We start from the raw sequence: 24,744 nt of genomic DNA, 5'->3' as shown, positions 1-24,744 counted from the left end.
CCAATTATCCAATTTTGTTAGGAAAGCGTTTTCCTTAAATCGAATTATAATTAATCCATTTAAATATTTCAATAGTTTTAAATTCTTTATTTTTTCGAAATATTTTATTTAGATTTACTAAAATTTAGATGACAGTTACTTTTGATAGATTAATTGTTTGTCCTTTTTCATAGGATTCCCGGGCAGCATAAGCGATTTCCAAAGCCTTAACACCATCGTCCACTGTAACACGAGGTGTACCGCATTCAGCTTTAACTCTAAAAAAGCCTTCCAGCTCCAATGTGTACGCATCCGCAAAGCGTGTTGGAAAATCAGGGAGAATATCATGAGTGTTTCCAGCCTTTGTTAACACTTGGATATCATGCTGACGCAGGTTGCCAAGAAAAATAGACCCCTCTGTCCCAATTATTTCAGCCCGAATATCATAGCCATAATAAGCGTTGCGGCTAGCCTCTACGTCTCCCGCCGCGCCAGAAGCAAATTCAATATATGCAAGTGATTGATCCACGTCTCCATATTTCTTCATGAATGGATATTTAAGCACCTTTCCGTGAGCGCTTACAGAAGTTACCTCAGAATTAATTAAATAACGGGCAATGTCAAAATCATGAATGGAAACATCAATAAACATCCCCCCGCTATGCCGTACAAACTCCTCGTGCGGAGCATGGGGATCGCGGGAAACTCCACGGAAATAAATTGGGGCCCCAATATCACCTGCAGCAATTCTCTTTTTTGCAGCATCATAAGCAGGGTCAAATCGGCGCATAAAGCCAACCTGGCAAATTGTTTTATTTTGCTCAATCGTCTGTTTTATTTTCTGAGCCTCTACTATATCAATAGTTAACGGCTTCTCTACAAAAATCGATTTTCCTGTTTCAGATGCTCTTTTTAATAATTCAAAATGAGTACTCGTTGGAGAGGCAATAATCACAGCCTGAATGGAATCGTCTTGAAAAATTTCTTCAGGATTGGCTGTATAGTGGGGGACACCTAGTTCTGCTGCAACACGACTAGCATTTTCGATATTCATATCACATAGGGATACTAGATCTGCATCCCGAATTTTTGCGACATTGACTGCATGCCAGTAGCCAAGCCTTCCAAGGCCGAAAACAGCTGTGCGAATTTTTTTTGTCATAGGTTTACTCTCCCTTTTCAATAATAGTCAGCACTGAATTTTTGTTCAAAGATTCATAGCATTTCTCAAGATAACGAGCCATCTCCAATGAGTGGGCTGCATTATAAGCCGGAGTATCCCCTTTATAAACACAATCATGGAAATGCTCAACCTGATTTAAATACTGATCATCCTTATACCGCTCAAAAAGCACTGTATTCCCATTTTGATCTCTAACTGTAACCTTACCGGATTCATCATCAGATACATCCGGCCTGAAAGAAGAATCGACTGCGATTGAGCCCTTGGTGCCGATAATTTCATAACGATCGATAAATGGGAGCTCCATGGAAGCAGATACTTCAGCCATACGATTTTCCTGATCGAACAATATACAGGAAGAAGTGGTATCGACCCCCTTCTCCGGATGGACCTTGCCTGTCATAGAGAGCCGTACAGGTTTAAACCCTATCATCTGTGTAACTGCATGCACCCCATAACAGCCCACATCTCTCATGGCCCCACCACCGAGTTCCCGATTTAACCTGATATCCTCTTCGTCTTCAAGCATCCAGGAAAAATGAGCCTTGATATGACGATATTCCCCTATCATACCTGACTCCAGCAATTCTTTTACCCGCTTATGCTGGCTATGAAATTGATACATAAAAGCTTCCATAAAGATGACTTCATTTTCTTCAGCCGCCATTTTAATTTCTCGCATTTCCGCCTCATTTAAAGCAGCCGGCTTTTCAAGAAGAACATGCTTTCCCTTTTTCAATGCCTTTACTGCCCACTCAGAGTGCAGGGAATTTGGGAGCGGGATATAAACAGCATCTATTGATGAGTCATCCAAAAGCTGTTCATATTCTTCATATACAATGGGTGTATTAAAACGCTCCGCTTTATTCCTGCTCTTAGAAGCAACAGCTGCGACATTTGCCCGATTTGAACGGCGCAAGGCAGGAACTAATTCATCATAGGCAATGTTGGCAGCGCTAATAATTCCCCAACGGATTTTATCCAACAGCTTCACCTCTTTTTTTAAATTTAGGTTAAGCGCTTTCCTTGAGAGTTATTCTAACTCAAAGCATTTTTTTAATCAATATTTTTTTAGAAAAATAAAATAATTTAAAAAACGGATAAATGTTCATTTTTCTATGTCATTTACACATATAGACACTTCCTTATCCATTTGTTTAGATAAAGTCAAAAAAGCTCCGATTCTTGTGAACGGAGCTTTTTTCAATATGGCATTTATAAAAATATTAGATTTTTAATCAAACTCTATCCTTCGATTGCCGCTTCAGGCATCAGCTTTGTACGGAACAATAGAGGTGCCCCTCAACACAATTCACTTAGCAGAACTTATTCTTTCTCAGTTAGTAAACCTTATTGCCTGGATAAAATTATTCGTTGTTAGTAAGCTGTAGTGCTTTTTTAATATCTTTAAATGAATTGGATTTACCATACATCAATACTCCGCCCCTGTAGACTCTCGCTCCAAAGACAGCGAGCAGTATAATGGAAACGAGAAGGATCGCAATTCCGAGAATCGGCTCCCATACCGGCAGTGATAGCATCCCCACCCTCATGAACATGAGCATCGGCGTAAAGAATGGAATATAAGACGTGATCGTTACAAAGGAAGCTTCCGGCTGTCCTAAGCCAAACATAGCAATCATAAAGCCTGCTACAACCATCATGGTCATTGGAGTAATCATCTGCTGGATATCTTCAATCCTGCTTACAAGCGAACCAAGAAACGCAGCCAGTGTGGCGTATAGGAAATATCCAAGAATGAAAAAGATGAGTGCATAAGCGATAGTCGAAGCCGGAATGTTTCCAAATCCGAAGAATTCAAAAAAGCCGCCTTCCATCGTATCAAGATTCTGTTTGACTGAAAAATAACCGACTAATAGAATGAGTGCCATCTGTGTCAGGCTAAGCAGCCCGATTCCCAATATTTTTGCGAACATTTGCTTGATGGGCGAGACACTGGATATCAAAATTTCCATAACGCGGGAAGACTTTTCTGTCGCTACCTCCATGGCAATCATATTAGCGTATAAGATGACCGCAAAATAAATAATGAATAACAGAACATATACAAGACCTCTTGCCTGATTCAGTTCTTCTTCTGTTTTAGCATTTTCTTCAAGAGCGGTCTTATCAAAAGGCACCGGCTCATACAACTTGCTTAATTGTTCCGGGCTAAGGTTTATTTGAGTGGCAGCCATTTGCGTTTTCAGCTGCTGCAGCCCGCCCTGTAATTCGGATGGGATGGCTGAGTCGGCTATACTTCTTGCTTTATAGGATGCTTCCGGCAGCTCTTCTTCAGTAAATGTTAACAATAAGAGTCCCTTATACTCTTCATCCTTAACAGCACTTTCCCCTTCTGCCTCTGACCCTTTGTAGGCAATTAATGATATATTGCTATTCAGGGCATCCAGTTGTTCCTGAAGAGGAGCTAACAGGACACCTGTCTCATCGATTACTGCAATTCGCTCTTGATCATCCTTATTAAAATACTCAATAATACCTGATAAATTGGCAAGCCCTGCAACTATCGCCACAGTAATGAGGGTCGTAACAATAAATGATTTGGTCTTCAGCTTGCTCAAATAAGTATGAAGTAGAATCGTCATAAAATTATTCATAGGAAGCACCAGCCTTTTCTATAAAGATATCATTGAGCGACGGCTCTTCTAAGACAAATTTACGGACAAATCCCTTCTCTGCAACCTCTCTGAAAATGGATTCAGCGGCATCTTCACCGGAAATTTGCAGCTGAATCCCCTCAGCTGTCTGTCTGGCTTTCACCACTCCCCTGCTATCCTTCAAAAAGCTTAAATCATAATCTGCATGGATAATAAGGTTTTTTCTTCCAAAGGAACGTTTAATTTCTTTTAAAGACCCGTGCACTACCGGCCGGCCTTTTTGCATAATGCATAAATGTTCACAAAGCTCTTCTACATGCTCCATCCTATGTGATGAAAAGACGATTGTGGTACCACTATCCTTTAGATCCAATACAGCATCCTTCAGCAGTTCTACATTAACCGGATCCAAACCGCTGAAAGGTTCATCCAGAATTAAAAGCTTTGGCTTATGTATAACTGCAGTAATAAACTGGATTTTCTGCTGGTTTCCCTTTGAAAGCTCTTCAATTTTTTTATTGGCGTATTCAGGAACTTTGAATCTCTCGAGCCAATAAGTTAATTCCTTTAAACAGTTCTGCTTTGCCATCCCTCTCAGCTTAGCTAAATAGATAACCTGATCTTTGACCTTCAATTTTGGATATAAGCCTCTTTCTTCAGGAAGGTAGCCAATTAGCGGGCTGGTAGAATAATCAATGGGATTTCCATTCCACGTAATCTTTCCCCCGCTAGGATCCAATAGTCCGAGTATCATTCGGAAGGTAGTCGTTTTACCGGCTCCATTCGCCCCCAGGAATCCAAACATCTCACTTTCTGGAATAGAAAGTGACAAATCATCCACTGCCGTAAACTTTCCAAAGCGCTTTGTTACATGCTCAAGCTCTAAAGCCATTTCGAATTCCTCCTTTTCCTATTTAGCAATACGTACTGAACAGGAAAAAAGTTCCCAGATAAAACATTTTTTCTGAATAAATTTTGCACATTCCAAGAAATTATGCAAGAATAATAGTAACTATCTGAATTTTAAAATAAGAGGGGTGTCCCAATATGAAGACATACAAACTTACTGCATTTGAACAGGACGGGGAAAAGATACTGGATGAAGCATTCCAGGCAGCTTCTGATGACGAAGCTAAGAGTGTTGGAGAGAAACTTCTTAAAGAAAAAGGGCTGGATGAAAAAACTCACCGCTGCACCTCTCCTGCGGGCAAGCTGATTTTGTTTCATAGATAGGAAGAAAAGCAAAGCTCAGCTCTTTGCTTTTCTTCTATCAATCTTTATTTCCCCTTAAACACAGGCTTTCTCTTCTCAATAAAGGCCTGGATTCCTTCTTTATGATCCTCTGTATGCCGCATTTTATGCTGGCCAAGCTTTTCGAGCTCCAGCACTTTCAGCAACAGCGGCCTGTTCTTATCAGCAAGAATTTTCTTTGTCTTAATCATTGCTTCTGTCGGTCTGTTCAGCCATTGGCTTAATTTTGCATCAACTGCTGTGCTTAAATCAGCTTCTGCTATTTCGTGAATCAGCCCCATTTTTAGTGCTTCATCTGCAGTAAGAACATTTCCTTCCCAGATTAAATGCTTCGCTTTATCTTCGCCAATGCGCTGCTGCAGGAAGAAGTGAGCCCCACCGTCAGGAATTAAGCCGATTCCAATAAAATTCATGGCAAGCTTGCTGTTCCTGTCTGCCAGTATGTAATCAGTGGCAAGTGCCAGGCTGAGTCCCAAACCGGCAGCTGCCCCAGTTACAGCACTGATGGTCAGCTTCGGCATGCTATAAAGAGTTACAGCCAGCTCACTGATGCAATCCATGACCTCCGGGAAATCGTTTTCATTTGTTTCCAAAAGCATTGTTTTTATATCCCCGCCTGAGGAAAATGCGCGGCCCCTTCCTTTCAATACAACAATATCAATCTCATCTCTTTGACTAATATCTTTTATGGCAGCCAAAAGCCCTTTCAGCATTTCCACATTCAATGCGTTCAATGAATCTGGCCTGTTCATTTCAATCGTTGCCACACGACCATCAAACTGCACGCTGACAGTTTCAGTTACAAAATCTGTTGTCAAAACCTTTCCCCTCCTTTAAATGCTTCTTTTATTATAAAGAGTAGAATTATATTTAAAAAGCTTTTTGTCTAAAAATTTTAAATTTTGTCACTTATTAGCCATTTCCTTTGATACGTTCTCTCTATTAAGGCCGTTTAGCTAGTTAATACTAGTAATCTAAAAAACAGCATCCCTAAAAAGGATGCTGTATATGACCCGCAATTACTTTACATGGCCTGTATATTCTTTTTGGACCTGCTCTCTTAAAGCCATTTTGAGGAACTTTCCTACTGAGGTTTTTGGTATTTCCTCAAAGAAAAGTATTTCATCTGGAAGCCACCATTTTGCAAATTGCGGCTTCAGGAAATTATAAAGCTCCTCTTTTGTGGTCTGCCCTTTAAATGGCTCTTTTAAAACAACGCATGCCACCGGCCTCTCCTGCCATTGCTCATGCGGGACAGCAACAACCGCTGCTTCAAATACCGATTCATGAGCCATTAAGGCATTTTCGATATCTACAGAAGAAATCCACTCCCCTCCGCTTTTAATTAAATCTTTTGTTCTGTCAACGATTTTCATAAATCCTTCTTCATCAATGGTTACGACATCTCCTGTGTAAAGCCAGCCATCACGGAATGCCTCATTGGTCCGTTCATCCTTATAATATTCAGAGGCAATCCACGGCCCTCTTATCGCGAGTTCCCCCATTTCCTTTCCGTCCCATGCTGCTTCTCCATCCTTGCCGGCAATCTTCATTTCCAGCCCAGGTACAAGAATTCCCTGTTTGGCTTTTATATCCAGCTTCTCTTCTGCTGAAAGCTCTTCCTGATAGCTTTTTAAAGTCGAAATAACAACAAGCGGGCTTGTTTCAGTCATTCCGTAGGCATGCATGAATGGAATTTTATGCTTTTGCTCGAAGGCTTTAATCATGCCTTTTGGCGCTGCCGAACCTCCACATAGCACCGATCGGAGTGAGCTCATATCATATTTATTTTCATCAAGTTCTTTCAATAACCCGAGCCAGATTGTCGGCACTCCGGCTGTTATGGTAACTTTCTCAGATTGAATAAGCTCTGCCAGAAGTTTAGGTGTAAAATATGGCCCCGGCAATACAAGAGTGGTTCCAAACCAGACAGCAGCAAACGGCAGCCCCCATGCATTTACATGGAACATCGGCACTACGGGAAGAGCGATATCTTTCTCACTTACCGCTGCACTGTCTGCCATCCCAAGCGCCATGCTGTGGAGAACTATGCCTCTATGGGAATAGACGACCCCTTTAGGGTTACCTGTAGTTGCTGAGGTATAGCACATTCCCGCTGCCGAATTTTCATCCAGATCATCAGGATATTCATAGTCACCACTGGCTTCATTGATAAGCTTTTCATAGTGGTATACCGGAGAAAGAGAAGTCTCCGGCAATTCTTCTTCATCTGTCATAATGATGAATGCCTTGACCGTCTTTAATTTATCCTTAACCTTCTCAATTAGCGGTACAATGTCAGGATCGATCAGCAGCACTTTATCTTCTGCATGGTTAATAATATATATTATATGCTGAGGTGAGAGACGGATATTAATCGTGTGAAGAACGGCTCCGCTGCATGGGATGGCGAAATAAGCCTCCAAGTGGCGATGATGGTTCCAGGCCAGGGTTCCGACCTTATCCCCTCTTTCCACTCCCATCTTTTGCAGGCTCTCTGCCAGCTTCCTGGTCCTTTCTGCAATCTCCTTATATGATAATCTCTGAATTCCGCCAGCCGTTCGGGATACGACCATTTTCTTTGGAAAATACTTTTCTGCCCGCCTGATCATTTGCGTCATAGTCAAAGGTGTCTGCATCATCATTACAATTCCCCCTTTTTAGAAAACGCTTACATTTAGAATCATAGAAATCTATGATCTTTTACCTATTCATTCTCTTTAATTTCAAGAATTCCTTTAATATTTTTCTTAATTTTCCAAAATATTTTCATTAAAAAAATCCCCGCCTATTTAGCAAGGGATTCATGTTTTTTAAATAGCTCTTTTAATATTTTTAATTTCTCATCTGTATAATGTTCAAAACTGTCATTATACGATTTTGGATCCTTTGGGTTTGCAAAATGAGTAATTTTTCCTGTCTCTGGGTCAATGAACTTACTTGAAGCCCCGCATCCCAGACCGATGATTGTCTGCTGTTCTTCCATAATCATAATATTATAAATGCTTTCCTGATTGGGAAGGGCATAGCCGACATTTTCAAGATTGCCGAGAATATTTTTCTGGCGGTAGAGATAATACGGATGATAATTATGCACTTTCGTCCAATCCTCAGCCATGTCCATCATTTTCTCAATTTCTTCACGATCGGCAACTTTATATTTTTGCTTATTCTTGGTCATTTCCGAAGCTCGTTTAAAGGATAAAGTATGAACAGTCAGGGATTCCGGCATTAATTTCTCTGTTTCACCCAGAGTATGCGCAAATTCCTGAACACCTTCTCCAGGCAATCCAATAATCAGATCCATATTAATATTGATCATGCCCATATTACGAGCCAAATGGAATTTTTCCACGGTTTCTTCTACTGAGTGGTGACGGCCAATAGCTTTCAAGGTCTCCTGAATATAGGACTGAGGATTGATGCTGATACGGTCAATACTCCATTTTTTAAGCACTTCAAGCTTTTCAGGTGTAATCGTGTCCGGACGGCCTGCTTCCACAGTGACCTCCCGAATGCTTTCTACATCTGGGAAAGATTCATACATTTCCTCATAAAGCATATCCATCTCTTCTGCCGTAATGCTTGTCGGGGTTCCTCCGCCATAATAGACAGTTGTGATTTTCACATTATTTTCTTTCAGCCATTCACCAATTTTGAGCATTTCAAAATGAAGACCGCCAAGAAATGAGTTAACAGATCCCTGCCTGCCATTAATCGCATAGGCAGGAAAAGTACAATACGCGCACTTTGTCGGGCAGAACGGAATGCCAATGTATATGCTTACTTCTTTTTTCAAGTCATAAAGATCCGGTACAACAGCAAGCTGCCGGTCTACAATATTCTGCATAAGCTGAATTTTTTCATCTGTAATCAAGTACTCTTCCTTCAGCTGATGATGAGCTTCCTGGAGAGGTGTCTGATTCTGCATGGCACGGTGAAGCAATTTTGTAGGACGTACTCCGGTCAGAATCCCCCACTTCTGGGTAATGCCCGTCCAATCCTGCAAAACAGTCAGGTATACATGTGATACTGCATTCTTCACTTGTCTGAAAGTCTCTTTTTCTGACTCAGCCGGAATAAATTCTTTTTCAAAAGTGGCAGTAAGGTTTCTGCTGTCTTTATCAGTAAGCTCTGCAACGGCTTTAATACGGTCACCCTGCTCAAGCTGAAAAGAAATTGTTAAATCTGCTGCAGGATTCTCACCCAGCAACACTTCACATTCTTCAAAAAAGAGGTTCCCGATCAGCCGGAGCGGACGATGGAACCGTTCATCCTTTATGCCTAAAATTGATATATTCAAATCTATCACCTTTTTTTAGAAAATATAATAAACCTGCCGATGCTCAATCTCACGGGCAGCTGCATAGTCTTTATTATTCAAGTTGACAAACTCCTTTTAGTGTACAGAACTGGGGAAATAAGGTCAATATACTATTGAACCGCTTTATCCAATGCCTTAAATCTAAAGGCTCTTTTCGTATAAATGTTGTTTTTCGCTTATTAATGTTGTCCGTTGATTGCAGCGAGAGGATGCTCAGCGAACTACGGGGCGGGGGATGAGCCTCCTCGACGCTGCGCCTCTGTGGCGTCTTCCCCTATCCCGCTACTCCCGTAGGACGTTGAATAGGCTACCTTGAGTAAACACCGCACGAAGAAAATGCGAATGCATTTTAGAGGATCTCGCGCCTTCCGCTCCAATCAACTCAGTAAATATAATATAAATAGCAACAAACTTTGCGAAGACAGCCAATCAAAAAGAGAGCCGATCTGCCTTGACCGGACTCTCTTTCATACATTTATTTCAGCAGATTCATTTTCTTCAGAAAGTCGATTGGATGCTGTTTGCGGAAATGCTCTTTAACCATGTAGCTTACGCCGCTCTGGTCATTGGATCGTGTCAGCCAGTCTGCTGCTTTTTTTACTTCTGCCGGAGCATTACCCATTGCCACCCCCAGACCGGCGGCTTCAATCATTTCCAGATCATCTTCAGAATCTCCAATTACGACCATTTGGTTTCTGGAAATTCCAAGGTGTTCACATAAATAGAGCAGCCCATTCAGCTTTGAAACTCCTGAAGGAACAATGTCCATCCTCAGATCATTCAGTTTAATGACTTCTACATTTTCAAACATGCCCCAGATGGCCGTCTTAGCATCCTCAAGGTCTTCTTTATCTTCAAAGTAAACTTCAATCTTTGGCGGTGTAACCGGCTCGTCTAAGATGGTGTCACTTAATGAATCTACAAATTGCTGGGAGTAAAAAATGGGATCGCCGGTTGTAAAAACAGTTTTAGCAAGCATATTGGTATTGAGCTTCGTTTTGTTGGCAAGGGAATATTTTTCGTGCACCAGCCTGATTTGACAGGTAAAGCCCTCAAGCAAGCGTACAATTTCAAACGTATCATCTTCCTGAATTCTTTTTACAAAGATCGGCTTTTCCTGGGAAGCTGCAATATATGCTCCCCTGTGAGTGACCAGCAATGAATTGATTTTCAATGCTTTGGCCACCTTTTTCGCAGATGGAAAGCTTCTGGACGTAACAAGTGTTACATAAATTCCCTTTTGCTGCACATATTCTATCGCTTCTTTTGTTGATTTATGAAGTCTTCCATTTGTTTGGAGTAGTGTTCCGTCTATGTTTAAAGCAAGCATTCTGTATATCATCCAATTTGCCCCCTATTCTCGGTGTAAAATTGTCCTATTACACTTTTATGAAGGGAAGGACTTGAATAGAACATAACATGGACAATGGAGAAATTTTTTCATAGTTTAACGGCTGCTGTCTGATTTAACAGATCATTTGATTAAAAAAGATAAAATTATTCATTTACATTTTGGTTGCTCCATATTAAGATGGAGTCATTAAAAACTGCATATCCAAGTTTTGCACTAGGGGAGCTTTTTGGCTGAGAAGAACAATACGTTCTGACTCTTATCACCCGATCTGGATAATACCAGCGTGGGGAAGTGCAGGTGAACGGCTATCATTTATTTTGTATTGATAACATTCAACTGCATTTCCTTATGGGAATGCAGTTTTTTATATTTTCAAAAGGCTCTTTTCGTATAAATTGTTGTTTTTCGCTTATCAATGGTGTCCGTTGATTGCAGTGAGAGGATGCTCAGCGAACCACGGGGCGGGCGGTGAGCCTCATCGACGCTACGCGTCTGTAGGGTTTCACCTGTCCCGCTACTCCCGTAGGACGTTGAATGGGCTACCTTGAGTAAACACCGCACGAAGAGGATGCGAATGCATTTTCGAGGATCTCGCACCTTCCACTACAATCAACTCACTAAATATAATATAAATAGCAACAAACTTTGCGAAAACAGCCTTTCAAAAATACCAGGAGGATGGAAAAATGCAGGAAAATTTTTTATGTGGGACTAGTGAAATTACAGGGTGCAGGTTTTCAATTTACCCAATGACTGACAGGTTTGCGGAGGTTATTTTTTCAGCTCTAAAAGAAGTGGATACGAGCAAGGTATGGATGGAAACAGATGATGTGAGCACTTGTGTGCGTGGCAGGTCCATTCATGTTTTCGATGTGGTCAAAGCTATTTATCTTGAAACTGTTAAGCATGGAGACCATGTAGTATTTAACGGGACTTTTTCTAATGGATGTCCCGGTGATACTGCAGGCGATGCTTATCTTGCTGAAAATGAGGAACGGACAAATGAAGAATCAGCAGCAGGAATAAGCCAGGAAGTCGCTGTCCAGTTCGCCCTTTATCCGATGGGGATTCCTGATTACATGAACGTCATTATGGACCAGGTCGGGTTCGCTGCGAATCGGGGAACTTTTACTAAAGGAGTTCATTATGCTTCAAGACTGGATGGAGATGCACACGCTGTTTTTAAAACACTTGAGGATGCCTTTGAAAACTGTAAGAAAAGCGATTCTACGCATATTGTGATGACGGTGAATATGTCTGCCAACAGTCCTTCCAAAAAGGAGGCTGAGTAATATGCTCGAAAAATGGAAGCTTCGTGAAGTCATTGTCCTGTCTGTACTCGCTGTAGTGTTTGCAGTTGTATATCTGGCGTTCCTGCAATTTGGCAACGTGCTATATGGAATGTTCGGCTTAATTGGCTATGATTTGATTTTTGGCATTTGGTTTATTGTTTCAATCATCGCAGCGTACATAATCAGAAAGCCCGGAGCTGCCTTTTTATCGGAAACCATCGCCGCAGCCATTGAAGTCATGATCGGCAACGCAGTTGGTCCCCGCCTAATTCTGTCAGGCATGATTCAGGGGATCGGAGCGGAAGCTGTTTTTGCGGCCACAAAATGGAACAATTACAGGACATGGGTGTTAATTGCTGCCGGCATGGGCTCTTCTGTTACTAGTTTTATTTGGGGCTATTACATTTCCGGCTATGCTGCCCTCTCACCCGGTTATGTAACAGCTATGTTTTTTGTGAGGCTGATCAGCGGTGCTTTACTGGCTGGATTGCTGGGCAAGTGGATGAGTGAGAGCCTTGCGAAAACTGGTGCATTAAACAGCTTTCCAATTGGAAAAGAGCTGAAAAGGGGAAAACCGGAAAATGGAATTACAGCATAACCGGCATATATTAAAAACTGAACAGCTTTCCTTCAGGTATGAAGATGTGAAAAAACCTATTTTAAAAGATGTGCAATTCAGCCTTTATCCTGGGGAAGCAGTTCTATTATTGGGCCCAAGCGGCTCAGGAAAAAGCACACTTGCTTTCTGTTTAAATAAATTATATCCGGAGGCCGTGGATGGCGAATTGAAAGGGACAATTTCATTCAAGGGAAGGAGGCTTGCGGAATTCGGTCCTGGAGAAATTAATGAGTACATTGGCATTGTATTTCAGGACCCTGAAAGCCAATTTTGCATGACCACAGTCGAGGATGAGCTGGCCTTTGGGCTTGAGAATATGAAAACACCTCCCGAAGAAATCGAGAGAAAGATTGATGAAGCATTAGAGCTTGTTCATCTTTTGCCGTATAAACATTCCTTAATCCACACACTCTCCGGTGGCCAAAAGCAAAAGCTGGCACTGGCCTGTGTATTGTCATTAAAACCGGATATCTTGATTTTGGACGAGCCGACAGCAAACCTGGACCCGGCTTCAAGCTATGAACTCACACGCATCCTCAAAGAGATTAAAAAAAACCAGACAATTTCCCTTCTAATCATTGAACACAAGCTGGATGATTGGGTTAATTTGACCGACCGGTGCGTGGTCCTAAACAAGGAAGGAGAAATTTTATTTATTGGAAGCACGGCAGAATGTTTTAATCAATATGCAGAAGAACTTCTGCATGAGGGCATCTGGCTGCCAAGCGCGGTTAGAGCCGGCCTATCAGGAAAAAAAGCTGGGATTTACCACGGGGAAACGCTTCCGTTAACTGATCGGGAGCTCATTACTGGGTTTGCAAATCCTTCTGCTGCACTTCAGATTTTAGATAACAGGAAGAACAAACACCAAGGTCCTGAAGAGCAGATTATCCTCTCAGCAGAGAAGCTATCCTATAATAAAGCTGGTAAGGACTTGATAAGAAATATCAGTTTTTCTGTTAAAACGGGTGAATTTGTGGCAATTGCCGGTTCAAATGGATCAGGAAAAACAACGCTTTCCAGACTGCTTGCTGGATTATCTGCTCCATCCAAAGGCAATATTCTCTTTAATGATCGCCCTCTTTCCCAGTGGAAGGAGCAAGAGTTAAGACAGAAATCAGGTTACGTTTTTCAAAATCCCGAACACCAATTTATTGCAGATTCTGTCTATGCTGAAATTGCCTTTAGCCTAAAAATACAACAGATTCCTGAAGCCGATATTCAAAAAAAAGTTCAGGCTGCTCTGCTTCAAGTGGACTTGCTCAAATGTGCTGACATGAATCCTTTTTCCTTAAGCCAGGGGCAAAAGCGACGGCTAAGTGTTGCATCAATGCTTGTGAATGATCTGGACCTTCTCATCCTTGATGAGCCAACATTTGGCCAGGATGCCAGGACCTCCGGGCAGCTTATGAAGCTTTTGGAAACAAAGATACACAGTGGAGGCTCCGTGTTGATGATCACGCATGATATGGAAATCATCCATTCCTATGCGGACAAAGTGCTTGTTCTTTCAGAAGGAGAGAAAATTTACGATGGTTTGCCTGATGCATTATGGAAGAAAGATGAGATTATGGAGATTGCTTCCCTAAAGGTTCCTTACATTGAAAAGCTCAGGAACGATATCGGGTCCATTGCAGGGAGGGAGAAGCTTGCTCTTACATGAATTCAACCCAAGCATTAAAGCATTCACTGTGATAGTCTGTGTGTTAATTCTATCGGTTTTCTTTGATCCCGTTACACCTTTTCTGACCTTAGTGATGACAGCAGCAGCCACCTTTATTTTTGGAAGAGTTTCATTTAAAAGATGGATTCTGCTTTTCTCGCCATTTATCTTCATGGCTGCAATATATATTTGGTCAGCTTTAGTTTTTTCTAAAACGATTGAAGGTGAAACCCTAATATGGACATGGGGGATCTTCACATTGACTGAGGAGAGCTTTTTGCGGGCACTCTCCCTTGGAATGAGGGTTTTAAGCTTTACCTCTCTGTCTCTTCTGTTTATTTTAACTACTAAGCCGACAGACTTTCTTCTGAGCTTAATGCAGCAATGCCGGCTACCTCCAAAGCTTGCATATGGAATCATGGCAGGCTACCGGTTTCTTCCATTAATGAAAGAAGAATTTGAGATTATCAAAAGCGCCCACCGGATCAGGGGAGTACCAAAAGCAAGGACTTTCCATGATAAAGCGGCTGAGCTTAAGAGATATACAGTTCCTCTCCTTGCCGGAGCGATCCGTAAAGCAGAGAGGACAGCCATGGCAATGGAATCAAAAGGATTTACCGGAGATAAAAACAGGGATTTTTATCATAAAATCTCAGTTTCCTGGAAAGATTGGGCCTGTTTTGCCTTTTTTATAGGAGTAATCCTGATTAGTGCCTATATATCATGGCTTTTCGGGTTTCTACAGTTTTATAATGGCGAACTATAGCTGGCAATTTTGATTTCTGTGCGGATGGCATCTTTTTGTGTGCGGAAGAAGCCATTTTATGTGCGCATAAAATTTTTTCTGTGCGTAAAGATCCTATTTATGTGCGCAAAGCACTGCGCTCATTTTTAAATGTGAAAAATTCCATAAAATACCGTAAATAACTATGAATAAATCTTATTTGCTCTCCTAAAACTATAATTGTAACAAACAAGAAAACTACACCAAGGAGATGATTTACATGGCAAGAAACAGCAATTCTAATCAGCTTTTAGTATCAGGAGTCAGCCAGGCAATTGATCAAATGAAGTATGAAATCGCAACAGAATTCGGTGTGAACCTTGGCCCGGAAACATCTTCAAGAGCTAATGGATCAGTAGGCGGAGAAATTACGAAGCGCCTTGTTCAAATGGCTGAACAGCAACTTGGCGGAGCACGCTAGTCCTGCAAAAAAATATAGTAAATTAAAATGCCGCTTCCTGTCGTTTCTGGAAGCGGTTTTTCACCCTATTTAAGCATATCCAATATATCTTCCACTGCCTCAAGAAGAGATGAAGCTTGGATATCTGCACATGTTGGTTCAGAGCCGATAAAAACAGTTTTACAGCCGGCCTTCTTACCCGCCTCAATGTCGCGCTCGTGATCGCCTACCATAATGCTGTTAGTCAGATCCAGCTGGTGCCTTTCTGCCAAACCCACCAGCATGCCTGCATTCGGTTTCCGGCATTCACAGCCTGCTTTCGGCTTATGAGGGCAATAGGCGACCTCTTTAATATGTCCGCCTCTTTCCGCAACAAGCTCCTGCAGTCTTTCATGAATTCTCCTTAGCTCCCTTTCTTTCAAATAACCGAGTCCCACGCCGCCCTGATTGGTCACAACGAAAATTTCATAACCGGCTTTGGTCAGTTCTGCCACAGCTTCTGCGGCCCCTTCCAGTAAATATAACTGCTCAGGGTTGTTAACGAATTTTACCCTGTCTGATAGAACCTCATTCAAAACGCCGTCCCGGTCCAAAAAAATGGCTTTTTTCAATGTGCTGCCCCTTTCATTAAATGGATATCTATCATAAAGGTACCCAAACCTTGTTCAATTTAATATCGGAAGGTGCTTTTTTCGTATAAAAAACTCCCGGACCAATGTCCAGGAGTTTTCTCATCGTATTATTCAGCTGCACCATAAAGGTCTTCAAGAGGCTTCATGATGATTTTGTTCATTTCTGCAATCATCATGCTCATGCGCTGTTCTGCTTCCATAAGCTTTGAAATTTGGGCGTGCTGCTGTACAAGCGCGACTGTCTTTTGAGCCTGTTCTACTTCTTCCTGTGTAATATCCTGGCCCATCATTTGTTTTTGCTGAAGTTCCATCTGGATTTTGCGGAAGTTATCAAACATTGCTTTTGCAGACGGATCTGCATTCACGTCATCATATGCTTGCTTTAGATCCTTATATTCATCGCTTTCCCGCACTGCTTTTTCTAATTCATAGGCTGAGTCATATAAATTTACTGCCATTAAAAACACTCCTTCCGATTCTTGTTCAAAATGGACCATTCATCTTCCGTTTCGAACATCCACTACACTATAACAAACTATGAGAGTAAACGCGAGGCGATACCCTTTAGTTAATCAATATAGCAATGATTCCCTGTACGAGACCAATAATACCCCCAAGCAGGAAACCTAAATTTGTAATCATGGCTAACTCGCTTTTGATGATGGAAAAGACCATATCTTCTAATCTTTCAACAGAAAAATTACTGACCTGTTCCCGGACAATTTCTGCCAGACGAAGCCGTTCCATAACCATTTCAGTCTTTCCTGAGAGCCAATCAGTAAGCATCTGAACACTTTTAGGAGCCAGATCTTCTATCAGTACCGTCCTATAAGGGTCCATAAAAGATGAGACAGGCTTTTTAAATACATTCTCCAAATTAATGACTCTGTGTACAATATTCTTTAATACTGAAAGAATCTGTTCCTTTTCAAGCTGCTCTTCAATAACTGCAGCTTCCATCTCAAGAATTTTGTGCCACTCTTTTTGCAAAAGGGTTGTAATCAGGTCGGCCGTACCCTCATTACTTAAAAACCTAATGATTTCCGGCTGAATTTTATCCGCAAGGTTGATGTTCCCCATGAACATTTGCAGCATATTGCTGAGCACACCGCTGCGTTCACGAACAAAATCATCAGCCATTCTTTGGATCCTCATTTTGCCTTCAATGCTGGAGAAATAATCAACCCCCTTTTGAAGGATCTTTGAACTGATAGCCGGAATTTTTTCATCCACTTTATCCAAAAGGCCCTGAGGAATAACATCTTTAAGAGGCAAGCCTCGATATTCGCTTATAATTTTTTCATATTTCTTCTCAATTAATAAATCTATGCCGTTCTCCGTTTTCGATTGGCCATCCGTGATTTCAAACGCTGCAAGAATGTCCTCTGCTGATTTTTCTGATTGCAGGATAGTTTCCATCTCTTTCTGAACAATCCCGGTCATATCACGCTGAAATTTATCATTTATGAACTTTTTCTTGATGCTTTCCGGTGTCAGAAGATGATTAACAACCAGCTTTCCCATCTGATCTGCCATTTCATCTCTTCGTTTAGGAATCAGCCCAGGGGTAAATGGAAGCTTCCATTTACCTATGTACACGGCATTATAAGGTTTAAAGAGCATTTTAATAGCCAGGTAGTTAGTAAACCCGCCAATGAGAGCCCCAATTATCATCATTAAAATTATTGTCATTGCAATTTCCATAAATATCTCTACCTTCCTTAAGTTACAGGCGCCTCTCTTGACGCACCATTTAATTGCCCAGAACATACGATATGGTATCAGCTTTTGCCTATTTTTTTATTATACAGTGAAAACTTCACCAATGGGAGTTTCGCACATTCTGCGGAATAAATTCTGCATTCAACTTGCAAACTGTATGAGGTTGTTCAGAGTAGGCTCAAATAAAGATAAGCAAATGAGGAATGATCATGACAGTTTCTTTATTGCCTATTACGATTGTTCCGGTAAAAATGTTTCAGGAAAATCATTTTCGCATACAACTTAGCCATTCTCTCGTACATTACTGGAATATTGATCTGCATAAGCCCCATTTGTTGCGGATTGGCAAGCATTCCATTCAGGTAACCATTGAAGTAGCAAACATTACGAAAGATGAAATTATGTTCTGTGAACGGCTTTTTCAGGTATGCTGCCTGCCAATGGAACACCTCCATTTTGCCGCCAGCTACTCCAGAAAGGACTTAACTATTACTGCAGGGCCGGTTATTGGACTGATGACGGATTTTAATGAAAGTGGCGAAGAGCCTGACTTCCGCTCTATTCATTCTTTTTGTGAAGAATTGCATGAGGTTGTTTCCGGCCAGCACGGATACTTTTATGTATTTCATTTTCGCGACTATATTGAAGGAAAGCTGCAGGGATACTGCCTGCGTGAGGGAAAATGGATAAAACGCCCCGTTCCTTTGCCAAGTGTAATTTATAACCGGATTCACTCCCGGATGCTTGAAGCAAGTACTGCTTTTCAATCCTTTAAAAATAGCATGATAAACTATAACATTCCAATTTTTAATGACCGTTTTTTATCGAAGAAGGAAGTTCATAACCTCCTTTTTTCTGAAGACCATATGCATCCCTATCTCCCTGATACAGTCATTGCAGATGAGCAAACCATCAGGGAAATGCTGGTCAGACACAGAGTAATATTCCTTAAGCCCATACATGGCAGCCAGGGACGAAATATTATCAGGTTGGGTATACAAGGCGAAGAAATCATGACAGAAGTATCGACTGGAAACGGCAGGGAAAATAAGCTCACTTTCAAAAATTATGACCGTTTTGCACAATGGTTTAAGCAGTACCAAAAGAAAACAATTTTTTTGGCACAGCAGGCCGTATCTCTGCAAACTTATAAGAACAGGCAGCTTGATTTCCGCGTGCTCTGCCATAAAAACTTTCAGGATATATGGAGGGCCACTTCTGCAGTGGCAAGAATTTCTGCTGAGCAGCAATTTGTTTCCAATATTGCAAGAGGCGGGGAAATTATGAAGCCTCTAAGAATTTTCACGATGCATTCTGATCAGAAGACAGCGGTTCAGCAGCTGGCATTACTGAAGGAGCTTGCAGTTGAAACAGCATCAATCATCAGCCAGAAATGCGAAGGCCTTGTTGGAGAACTAGGGATTGATATTGGTCTGGACACTAATGGGAAGCTATGGATCATTGAAGTGAATTCTAAACCCTCAAAAAACTTCGAAGACAAAGAAAAAAGAGTCAGACCCTCTGCCAAGGCACTGATCGAATATGCTACGGCTTTATCATTTATCCAAAAAGGAGGACTACAACATGCTTTCATTCGGAATCATGACATTAAACAAACGGAGTGAACAGCCATACTTTACGGAATTGGCGAAGAGAGCTAATGATTATAACATTAACTGTTTCAGGTTTGTGCCTACAGATATCAATCCTGTTTCAGAGACGATTGCAGGTGATTCCTATAACCCCTCTTCAGGTGAATGGGAGCCGGCAGAATTTCCAGTGCCGGAGATTCTTTATGATCGCTGTTTTTACAGAAGTGACTCCAACTCGAAACAATGTATAAGCATCGTAAATTGGCTAAAGGCAAGAAAGGACATCCAATTCCTTGGCTACGGATTGCCTAATAAGCTTGAATTATATAAAATTCTCTCCTGCTCAAACATATCACCTTATTTGCTGAAAACGACTCAATTTACCGGTTCTGAAAGTTTCATAAACAGCCTCATTCCTGATGAGCCCTGTATTTTAAAACCGGCAAGCGGGTCACAGGGACATGGAATCTATTACTTTAAGAAAACGGGCAAAGAAATTCTTGTTAAAACAGATAAAAGGAATGCCCAAGTTTCACGCAGCTTTGAAACTGAAGAAAAGGCAGCCCAATGGCTGAATAACTTGACAGCGAAACAGCAATACCTCATCCAGCCATATGTAAATCTTTCAAACAAGGACGGTCAGCCCTTTGATATAAGAATATTGCTTCAAAAGGACAGAAATGGTGCCTGGAAGGAGTTGGGCCGGGGCATTCGCACAGGCAGAGAAGGAGGCATCGTCTCCAACTTAAGCGCTGGCGGCAGCATGGTTTCTTTTGAGGAGTGGGTCACTCAATACCCGCCTTCATTAAGAAGTTTTCTTTCCGATGAGCTTAATGACATTATCGATACACTTCCTGCTGCCCTTGAACGACAGCTACCTCCGCTGTTTGAGATAGGAATCGATATCGGAGTGGAAACTAACGGCTCTATTTGGATATTGGATATTAACTCAAAGCCAGGAAGGAAAACCATCCTATACAATCATCCTGAGAAGGAGGAAGAGTTATATACCACTCCCCTTCTCTATGCCAAATACCTGACAGCTAATAAGGAATTGGAAAGGAGAACGAATCATGAGAAAACAATATCAAATTGAAATTTCCGATTCCGCCTCCAAAACAGTTTATATTCCAAATGAGCTGAACCTTCATACGCATTTGACAAAACTCGCATTTGGCACTCATTCGGCAGATTCATCTTTCTTACTCCAAAAATCAAAGAAGAACTCCATCATCATAAGTAAAGATGTTGCCGAAGCACTTCATTTCCCTGATCTCAAGGTTCCTCTGCATGCATTTGCCAATAAGGGTACTCTGTACCTCGGCCCGCTCGTAGGTATCTTCACATCAGGATTCACCTCTTTTCCATTAAGGCCGGTTGGGGATCGGACCCTATTTTTTGCCAAACTACTTTCGGTCAAAAAAACGGTTGGTGCCATTCCATTTTTATTCGGTGACCAGCAAATCAACTGGGAAAAAGAAACCATTCAGGGTCTTTTTTATCATGAGGAAGGCTGGGAAACCTTTGAAGTCCCTTTTCCGAATGTTGTTTATGACCGGCTCCCCAACCGAAGAAGCGAAAGAAGGAATGAACTGAAGGATGTTCGCACTCGCCTTCAGAAAGACTATTCGATACCCTGGTATAATCCTGGTTTCTTTAATAAATTAGATGTTTATGAAAGATTGCAAAACGATGATGATATTAGTCATTACCTGCCTGAAACCCACCCTTTTTCTTCTTTTTCAGTAATTGAAAGGATGCTTGCTGATTATGGTCATGTTTTTCTGAAACCCATTAATGGAAGCCTTGGGCTTGGGATTCACCAAATTATTTATGATAAAAGGGATGGGTATTATTATTGCCGATATAGAGTACGTGACGAAAATCGGCTTAGAAGGTTTAACACTTTGGAAAATTTAATGCGGAATGTTTTTGCAGGACGAAATTTAAGCCGGATGCTTGTTCAGCAGGGAATTCATTTGCTCCGTCATGAACAGAGAGCAATTGATTTCAGGGTTCATACCAATAAAGATGAGAACGGGGAATGGAAAGTAACCGCTGCAGCTGCCAAAATGGCAGGACCCGGCAGTGTTACAACTCATGTGAAAAGTGGAGGCGAGATAAAAATCCTTGAAGAAGTATTTGCATCAGACGCTGAAAAAACAGAGGCAATGGCTAAGTTAAGTGAGGCGGCACTTCATATAAGCAAGGCACTGGAAAGGAACTTGGAAGGTATTATCGGTGAAATCGGCTTTGACTTCGGATTGGACCGAAATGGCCATGTGTGGCTGTTTGAAGCAAATTCAAAGCCAGGAAGATCCATATTCAAACACCCGCAGCTCAGGGAGTTCGACTTTCTTACCCGCAAGCTATCACTTTCATTCGCCGTTTTCCTAGCCGAAGCCTCTATTATGAAATCTCAGGAAATTATAAGATGAAGGTTTATTATGACCGGGCAAGCAGGACCTGGTTCGGCAGCACCAGTGGTACCTTTGGAAGCAGCCAACACCCTTTAAGCATTATTAACCCGGAGGCGGCACAAGATTTGCTTTCCTTTTCATTATCCTTGCGGAACGGTAATGCGGGACCGGTGATTGGGATTCTTACCGGGAAAGGAAAAGATCAGTCTATTGCCGGCAATGGTCCTTTATTTAAGAAACTCCAGAATAGCATACTGCAAAAGAACGGTGTTTCCTATGTATTTACACCTGATGACCTGAAGGGTCATTCCGTGAACGGCTATATTTATATCCCCCGGCAGGATAAGTGGATTGAAGCCAGATGCCCTCTACCGCATCTTGTCTATAACAGGGTGCCATTCAGGAAAACAGAAAAAACAGAAGCGTTTCATAAAGCAAGCCGTTTTTTCAATGAGCAGGCTATTCCATTTTTCAATCCGGGTTTTCTGGATAAATTCGACGTTTATCAGCTGTTAAAAGACCATCCGCCCCTGCAGGATTATATTCCTGAAACCATTCTTATCACAGGGCCAAAGTCTCTGAAGGATTTTATCCACAAATATAATAAAACCTACTTAAAGCCGGCAAGCGGGTCCAAAGGCAAAGGAATATACCAATTAATCCGGCTGGAAAAAAGCATCACATTGAACGGTCTGCACGATTCATTCAGTTACGCTGATTTTGAACACTTCTGGCGCCAATGGGACACTCACCTGATGGATAAACCTTATTTAGCACAGAAAGCGATCAGCCCTGCCAAAATCCAAGGCAAGCGATTTGATTTTAGAATCTTGGCCCATTTCAGCGGGGGCAGCTATTTGGTTACAGGAGTTGGCATCCGGCAGTCTCAGGAACAGGACATTACAACCCATATCCCCAATGGAGGGGTAATGATTCCATATGAAAGTGTCCGCACAAAAGAACATGATACGTTTATTCATACTGCAGCATCGGAGGCAGGAAAACTTCTTGAGAAAACGAAAGGTTTTCATGGTGAATACTCTATTGATGCCGGAGTAACTGATCAGGGCGACTATGTGATTTATGAAATAAATTCAAAGCCGATGAGTTTTGATGAAATCAGGATAGAAGGAAAAAGAATTGAAGAACTGACACGCTTATTTATCTCGTTGTCCGGGTTCTAGCATCGCATAAAAATAGCCGTACACCCTGTGGATGGACGGCTATTTTTATGCAATTCTTACAAGTGTCCCTGACACAAGATTAATAAGTCGTTACTGGGCTTTTCTCTGTCTTAACCCTATTTTTTTTAGAGGCACTTCCGGCGAAAGATTTAAACTGGTCTTTAAGCTTTTCACGTGACTCCGGGTTTCTCATTAAATATGCTGCTCCAAGGGCCATGGCAGACATCATAAATTTGTTATTTCTTTTCATCCTTTTTGCCTCCTTTTAATGTTAAAATGTTTCTACATCTGTTCCATTCCCTTTTTCAGGAACGTTAAACGGAATGTTACAACATCTGGAGGAATCCTAATGCTGACACACTTTCAATTCAAACCTTTATATGAAAACAAACAATTGCCGGGATGGATATTTTCTTTTTACTTCAAAAAGCAAAAAGTGACAGGTATCTATCATCCTGACGGAAAAATTGAATGGACTTCCGGAGCGCCTTCCGGACAAGAGGAGGACCTGAAATCTCAGATTCATGAATTAATGTTATTTCATGTGTATGAATAAAAAATAAGAGAATTTATGCATGACGAAAAAGTTCTTTTGGAAGAATAATCTCGCCAGGATATATATTTAAAAGGAGCGATTGTCACATGGATAAAAAACAGAAGGTTTCAGAGGACGTCCAGTATGAAGGCAGGGACAAAGCTTATATGGATATAGACAGAATCATAAACGAGGGTCTTTCCGGGGGCTCCGTCCACGGGCGCGGCGATGATGTTAATATCGAACAAGCCAGGGAACTGAATGAGGAAGAACCTCCAAGCGAGGCTGAGTAAAAACAAAGAGGCTGGGACAAAACCCTCCTCTAAATTGAAAAAGCCGGTGAAATTTTACAATGAGTAAAATTTCACCGGCTTTGTTTATTTTGGGATTAAAATAAGAACCACTTCTGATAAAATAAAGTTACCACACAAAATTCTATCGGAAAGAAGGGTCCTTATGTTTAAGAATTATATCATGAATCAAATAGTTTTGCCTTTAGATTTAGAAGTGAAATTACAAAAAAATGATATTGCCTTCCATGTCCATCACTTAGTTGAAAGTATTCCTCATGAAATGTTCGAACCATTTCTTCGAAATGAAGGCTGCCCAGCTTATCATCCACGTATGATGCTTAAAATTATTTTATGCGCCTACACACAATCCGTTTTTTCAGGACGTAAAATTGAAGCTTTATTAAAAGACAGTATTCGTATGATGTGGCTAGCTCAAGGATATGAACCAAGCTATCGCACCATTAATCGATTCCGTGTGAAACCAGAAGCGAAAGAATTAATTCGCGAGTGTTTTGTTCAATTTCGTAGCCAACTGGTTGAAGAAAAACTTATTGATCAAGAAGCCATTTTTATTGATGGTACCAAGATTGAAGCAAATGCCAATAAATTTACTTTTGTATGGAGGAAATCCATCGAGAAATATCATAAAGGTTTAATGGAAAAGTCCAACCAGTTATATAATGAACTCCTTAAGAATGAAATCATCCCAGAAATGGAACGGGAAACCGACGAACAATTATCAGTGGAAGAACTCGCTCAATTATTTCAAAAAGTAGACGAAGTTGTCACCGAGTATGATAAAAAAATTGAAGCTACTTCAGACATTCCTGAACGAAAAGCCTTAAGAAGTGAGCGCAAATATCCGAAACAAGTTCGTAAACAATTGATTGATTTTGTCG

25 protein-coding genes and 1 riboswitch are annotated in these 24,744 nt (G+C 41.3%); of the genes, 13 read left to right on the top strand and 12 right to left on the bottom strand.

Annotated features, from left to right (window positions below):
* Positions 1 to 124: 124 nt before the first annotated feature.
* The 4 genes from M3205_RS16005 to M3205_RS15990 all read right to left on the bottom strand — a co-directional run bounded on the left by M3205_RS16005 (position 125) and on the right by M3205_RS15990 (position 4,672).
* On the bottom strand, positions 125 to 1,141 hold the full coding sequence (locus M3205_RS16005) for a Gfo/Idh/MocA family oxidoreductase (protein ID WP_251170837.1): 1,017 nt from the start codon (positions 1,139 to 1,141) through the stop codon (positions 125 to 127).
* A 4-nt stretch (positions 1,142 to 1,145) separates the two neighbouring features.
* Complete coding sequence (locus M3205_RS16000; protein ID WP_251170836.1) at positions 1,146 to 2,147, bottom strand: Gfo/Idh/MocA family protein; 1,002 nt, start codon at positions 2,145 to 2,147, stop codon at positions 1,146 to 1,148.
* Between the two features lie 382 nt (positions 2,148 to 2,529).
* Positions 2,530 to 3,780: an ABC transporter permease gene (locus tag M3205_RS15995; RefSeq protein WP_251170835.1), complete on the bottom strand. Its 1,251-nt coding sequence runs from the start codon at positions 3,778 to 3,780 to the stop codon at positions 2,530 to 2,532.
* Positions 3,773 to 4,672 (bottom strand): ABC transporter ATP-binding protein, encoded by a 900-nt coding sequence (locus M3205_RS15990; RefSeq protein WP_251170834.1) that lies wholly within the window; start codon positions 4,670 to 4,672, stop codon positions 3,773 to 3,775. Before M3205_RS15990 ends, M3205_RS15995 begins: the two co-directional genes overlap by 8 nt.
* A gap of 155 nt (positions 4,673 to 4,827) precedes the next feature.
* On the opposite strand from M3205_RS15990, the gene M3205_RS15985 reads away from it, so the two are divergent.
* Positions 4,828 to 5,013 (top strand): YhzD family protein, encoded by a 186-nt coding sequence (locus M3205_RS15985; protein WP_035326897.1) that lies wholly within the window; start codon positions 4,828 to 4,830, stop codon positions 5,011 to 5,013.
* A gap of 44 nt (positions 5,014 to 5,057) precedes the next feature.
* On the opposite strand, the gene M3205_RS15980 is transcribed toward M3205_RS15985, so the two are convergent.
* The 4 genes from M3205_RS15980 to M3205_RS15965 form a co-directional block, all read right to left on the bottom strand.
* Positions 5,058 to 5,849 (bottom strand): enoyl-CoA hydratase, encoded by a 792-nt coding sequence (locus M3205_RS15980; protein WP_251170833.1) that lies wholly within the window; start codon positions 5,847 to 5,849, stop codon positions 5,058 to 5,060.
* A 201-nt stretch (positions 5,850 to 6,050) separates the two neighbouring features.
* Positions 6,051 to 7,676, bottom strand: coding sequence for a long-chain fatty acid--CoA ligase (locus M3205_RS15975; protein ID WP_251170832.1), 1,626 nt, complete (start codon positions 7,674 to 7,676; stop codon positions 6,051 to 6,053).
* Between the two features lie 143 nt (positions 7,677 to 7,819).
* On the bottom strand, positions 7,820 to 9,334 hold the full coding sequence (locus M3205_RS15970; protein WP_251170831.1) for a coproporphyrinogen III oxidase: 1,515 nt from the start codon (positions 9,332 to 9,334) through the stop codon (positions 7,820 to 7,822).
* Between the two features lie 496 nt (positions 9,335 to 9,830).
* Entirely contained in the window at positions 9,831 to 10,697 is an 867-nt protein-coding gene (locus tag M3205_RS15965; protein WP_251170830.1) for a Cof-type HAD-IIB family hydrolase, read from the bottom strand.
* Between the two features lie 217 nt (positions 10,698 to 10,914).
* A riboswitch (TPP riboswitch) is annotated at positions 10,915 to 11,016 on the top strand.
* 379 nt (positions 11,017 to 11,395) lie between these two features.
* Here M3205_RS15965 and M3205_RS15960 point away from each other — a divergent pair.
* The 5 genes from M3205_RS15960 to M3205_RS15940 all read left to right on the top strand — a co-directional run bounded on the left by M3205_RS15960 (position 11,396) and on the right by M3205_RS15940 (position 15,488).
* A complete protein-coding gene (locus M3205_RS15960) occupies positions 11,396 to 12,001 on the top strand; it encodes a Ykof family thiamine-binding protein (RefSeq protein WP_251170829.1) in 606 nt (201 codons plus the stop codon).
* Between the two features lies 1 nt (position 12,002).
* Positions 12,003 to 12,599, top strand: coding sequence for an ECF transporter S component (locus tag M3205_RS15955; RefSeq protein ID WP_251170828.1), 597 nt, complete (start codon positions 12,003 to 12,005; stop codon positions 12,597 to 12,599).
* Complete coding sequence (locus M3205_RS15950) at positions 12,583 to 14,283, top strand: ABC transporter ATP-binding protein (RefSeq protein ID WP_251170827.1); 1,701 nt, start codon at positions 12,583 to 12,585, stop codon at positions 14,281 to 14,283. Before M3205_RS15955 ends, M3205_RS15950 begins: the two co-directional genes overlap by 17 nt.
* A complete protein-coding gene (locus M3205_RS15945; protein WP_251170826.1) occupies positions 14,270 to 15,049 on the top strand; it encodes an energy-coupling factor transporter transmembrane component T family protein in 780 nt (259 codons plus the stop codon). The genes M3205_RS15950 and M3205_RS15945 overlap by 14 nt, the downstream gene beginning before the upstream one ends.
* Before the next feature lie 238 nt (positions 15,050 to 15,287).
* Positions 15,288 to 15,488, top strand: coding sequence for an alpha/beta-type small acid-soluble spore protein (locus M3205_RS15940; protein ID WP_009331452.1), 201 nt, complete (start codon positions 15,288 to 15,290; stop codon positions 15,486 to 15,488).
* A 65-nt stretch (positions 15,489 to 15,553) separates the two neighbouring features.
* Here the strand turns inward: M3205_RS15940 and M3205_RS15935 are convergent, their stop codons facing one another.
* The 3 genes from M3205_RS15935 to M3205_RS15925 form a co-directional block, all read right to left on the bottom strand.
* Positions 15,554 to 16,078 carry a D-glycero-alpha-D-manno-heptose-1,7-bisphosphate 7-phosphatase gene (locus M3205_RS15935; RefSeq protein ID WP_251170825.1) on the bottom strand — a complete coding sequence of 175 codons (525 nt, stop codon included), beginning with the start codon at positions 16,076 to 16,078 and terminating at the stop codon, positions 15,554 to 15,556.
* Positions 16,079 to 16,206: 128 nt separating this feature from the next.
* A complete protein-coding gene (locus M3205_RS15930; RefSeq protein ID WP_251170824.1) occupies positions 16,207 to 16,557 on the bottom strand; it encodes a YlbF/YmcA family competence regulator in 351 nt (116 codons plus the stop codon).
* A gap of 106 nt (positions 16,558 to 16,663) precedes the next feature.
* Positions 16,664 to 17,803, bottom strand: a complete 1,140-nt coding sequence (locus tag M3205_RS15925; RefSeq protein WP_251170823.1) for a DUF445 domain-containing protein — start codon at positions 17,801 to 17,803, stop codon at positions 16,664 to 16,666.
* A 227-nt stretch (positions 17,804 to 18,030) separates the two neighbouring features.
* Between M3205_RS15925 and M3205_RS15920 the strand changes: the two genes are divergently transcribed.
* From M3205_RS15920 to M3205_RS15905, 4 genes are read left to right on the top strand one after another with little or no spacing between them, the layout of a single operon-like run.
* The gene (locus M3205_RS15920; protein WP_251170822.1) at positions 18,031 to 19,446 is read left to right on the top strand and encodes a YheC/YheD family endospore coat-associated protein; all 1,416 of its coding nucleotides are present in this window, start codon (positions 18,031 to 18,033) and stop codon (positions 19,444 to 19,446) included.
* Positions 19,406 to 20,509: a YheC/YheD family endospore coat-associated protein gene (locus M3205_RS15915; RefSeq protein ID WP_251170821.1), complete on the top strand. Its 1,104-nt coding sequence runs from the start codon at positions 19,406 to 19,408 to the stop codon at positions 20,507 to 20,509. The genes M3205_RS15920 and M3205_RS15915 overlap by 41 nt, the downstream gene beginning before the upstream one ends.
* Positions 20,487 to 21,851, top strand: a complete 1,365-nt coding sequence (locus M3205_RS15910) for a YheC/YheD family endospore coat-associated protein (RefSeq protein ID WP_251170820.1) — start codon at positions 20,487 to 20,489, stop codon at positions 21,849 to 21,851. The genes M3205_RS15915 and M3205_RS15910 overlap by 23 nt, the downstream gene beginning before the upstream one ends.
* Entirely contained in the window at positions 21,848 to 23,017 is a 1,170-nt protein-coding gene (locus tag M3205_RS15905; RefSeq protein WP_251170819.1) for a YheC/YheD family endospore coat-associated protein, read from the top strand. The genes M3205_RS15910 and M3205_RS15905 overlap by 4 nt, the downstream gene beginning before the upstream one ends.
* Positions 23,018 to 23,096: 79 nt before the next feature.
* Here M3205_RS15905 and M3205_RS15900 read toward each other — a convergent pair whose 3' ends face one another.
* Entirely contained in the window at positions 23,097 to 23,267 is a 171-nt protein-coding gene (locus tag M3205_RS15900; RefSeq protein WP_251170818.1) for a hypothetical protein, read from the bottom strand.
* Positions 23,268 to 23,366: 99 nt separating this feature from the next.
* Between M3205_RS15900 and M3205_RS15895 the strand changes: the two genes are divergently transcribed.
* The 3 genes from M3205_RS15895 to M3205_RS15885 all read left to right on the top strand — a co-directional run.
* The gene (locus M3205_RS15895; RefSeq protein WP_251170817.1) at positions 23,367 to 23,573 is read left to right on the top strand and encodes a YheE family protein; all 207 of its coding nucleotides are present in this window, start codon (positions 23,367 to 23,369) and stop codon (positions 23,571 to 23,573) included.
* Positions 23,574 to 23,659: 86 nt separating this feature from the next.
* Entirely contained in the window at positions 23,660 to 23,845 is a 186-nt protein-coding gene (locus tag M3205_RS15890; RefSeq protein ID WP_251170816.1) for a hypothetical protein, read from the top strand.
* A 163-nt stretch (positions 23,846 to 24,008) separates the two neighbouring features.
* The coding region (locus M3205_RS15885) for a transposase (protein WP_251170815.1) at positions 24,009 to 24,744 on the top strand (736 nt) is incomplete at its 3' end.

Source organism: Cytobacillus firmus, from assembly GCF_023715565.1.
In the GTDB taxonomy this organism is placed as follows: Bacteria; Bacillota; Bacilli; order Bacillales; family Cytobacillaceae; genus Cytobacillus; species Cytobacillus firmus_C.
This window is presented reverse-complemented; position numbering and strand designations above follow the sequence as displayed.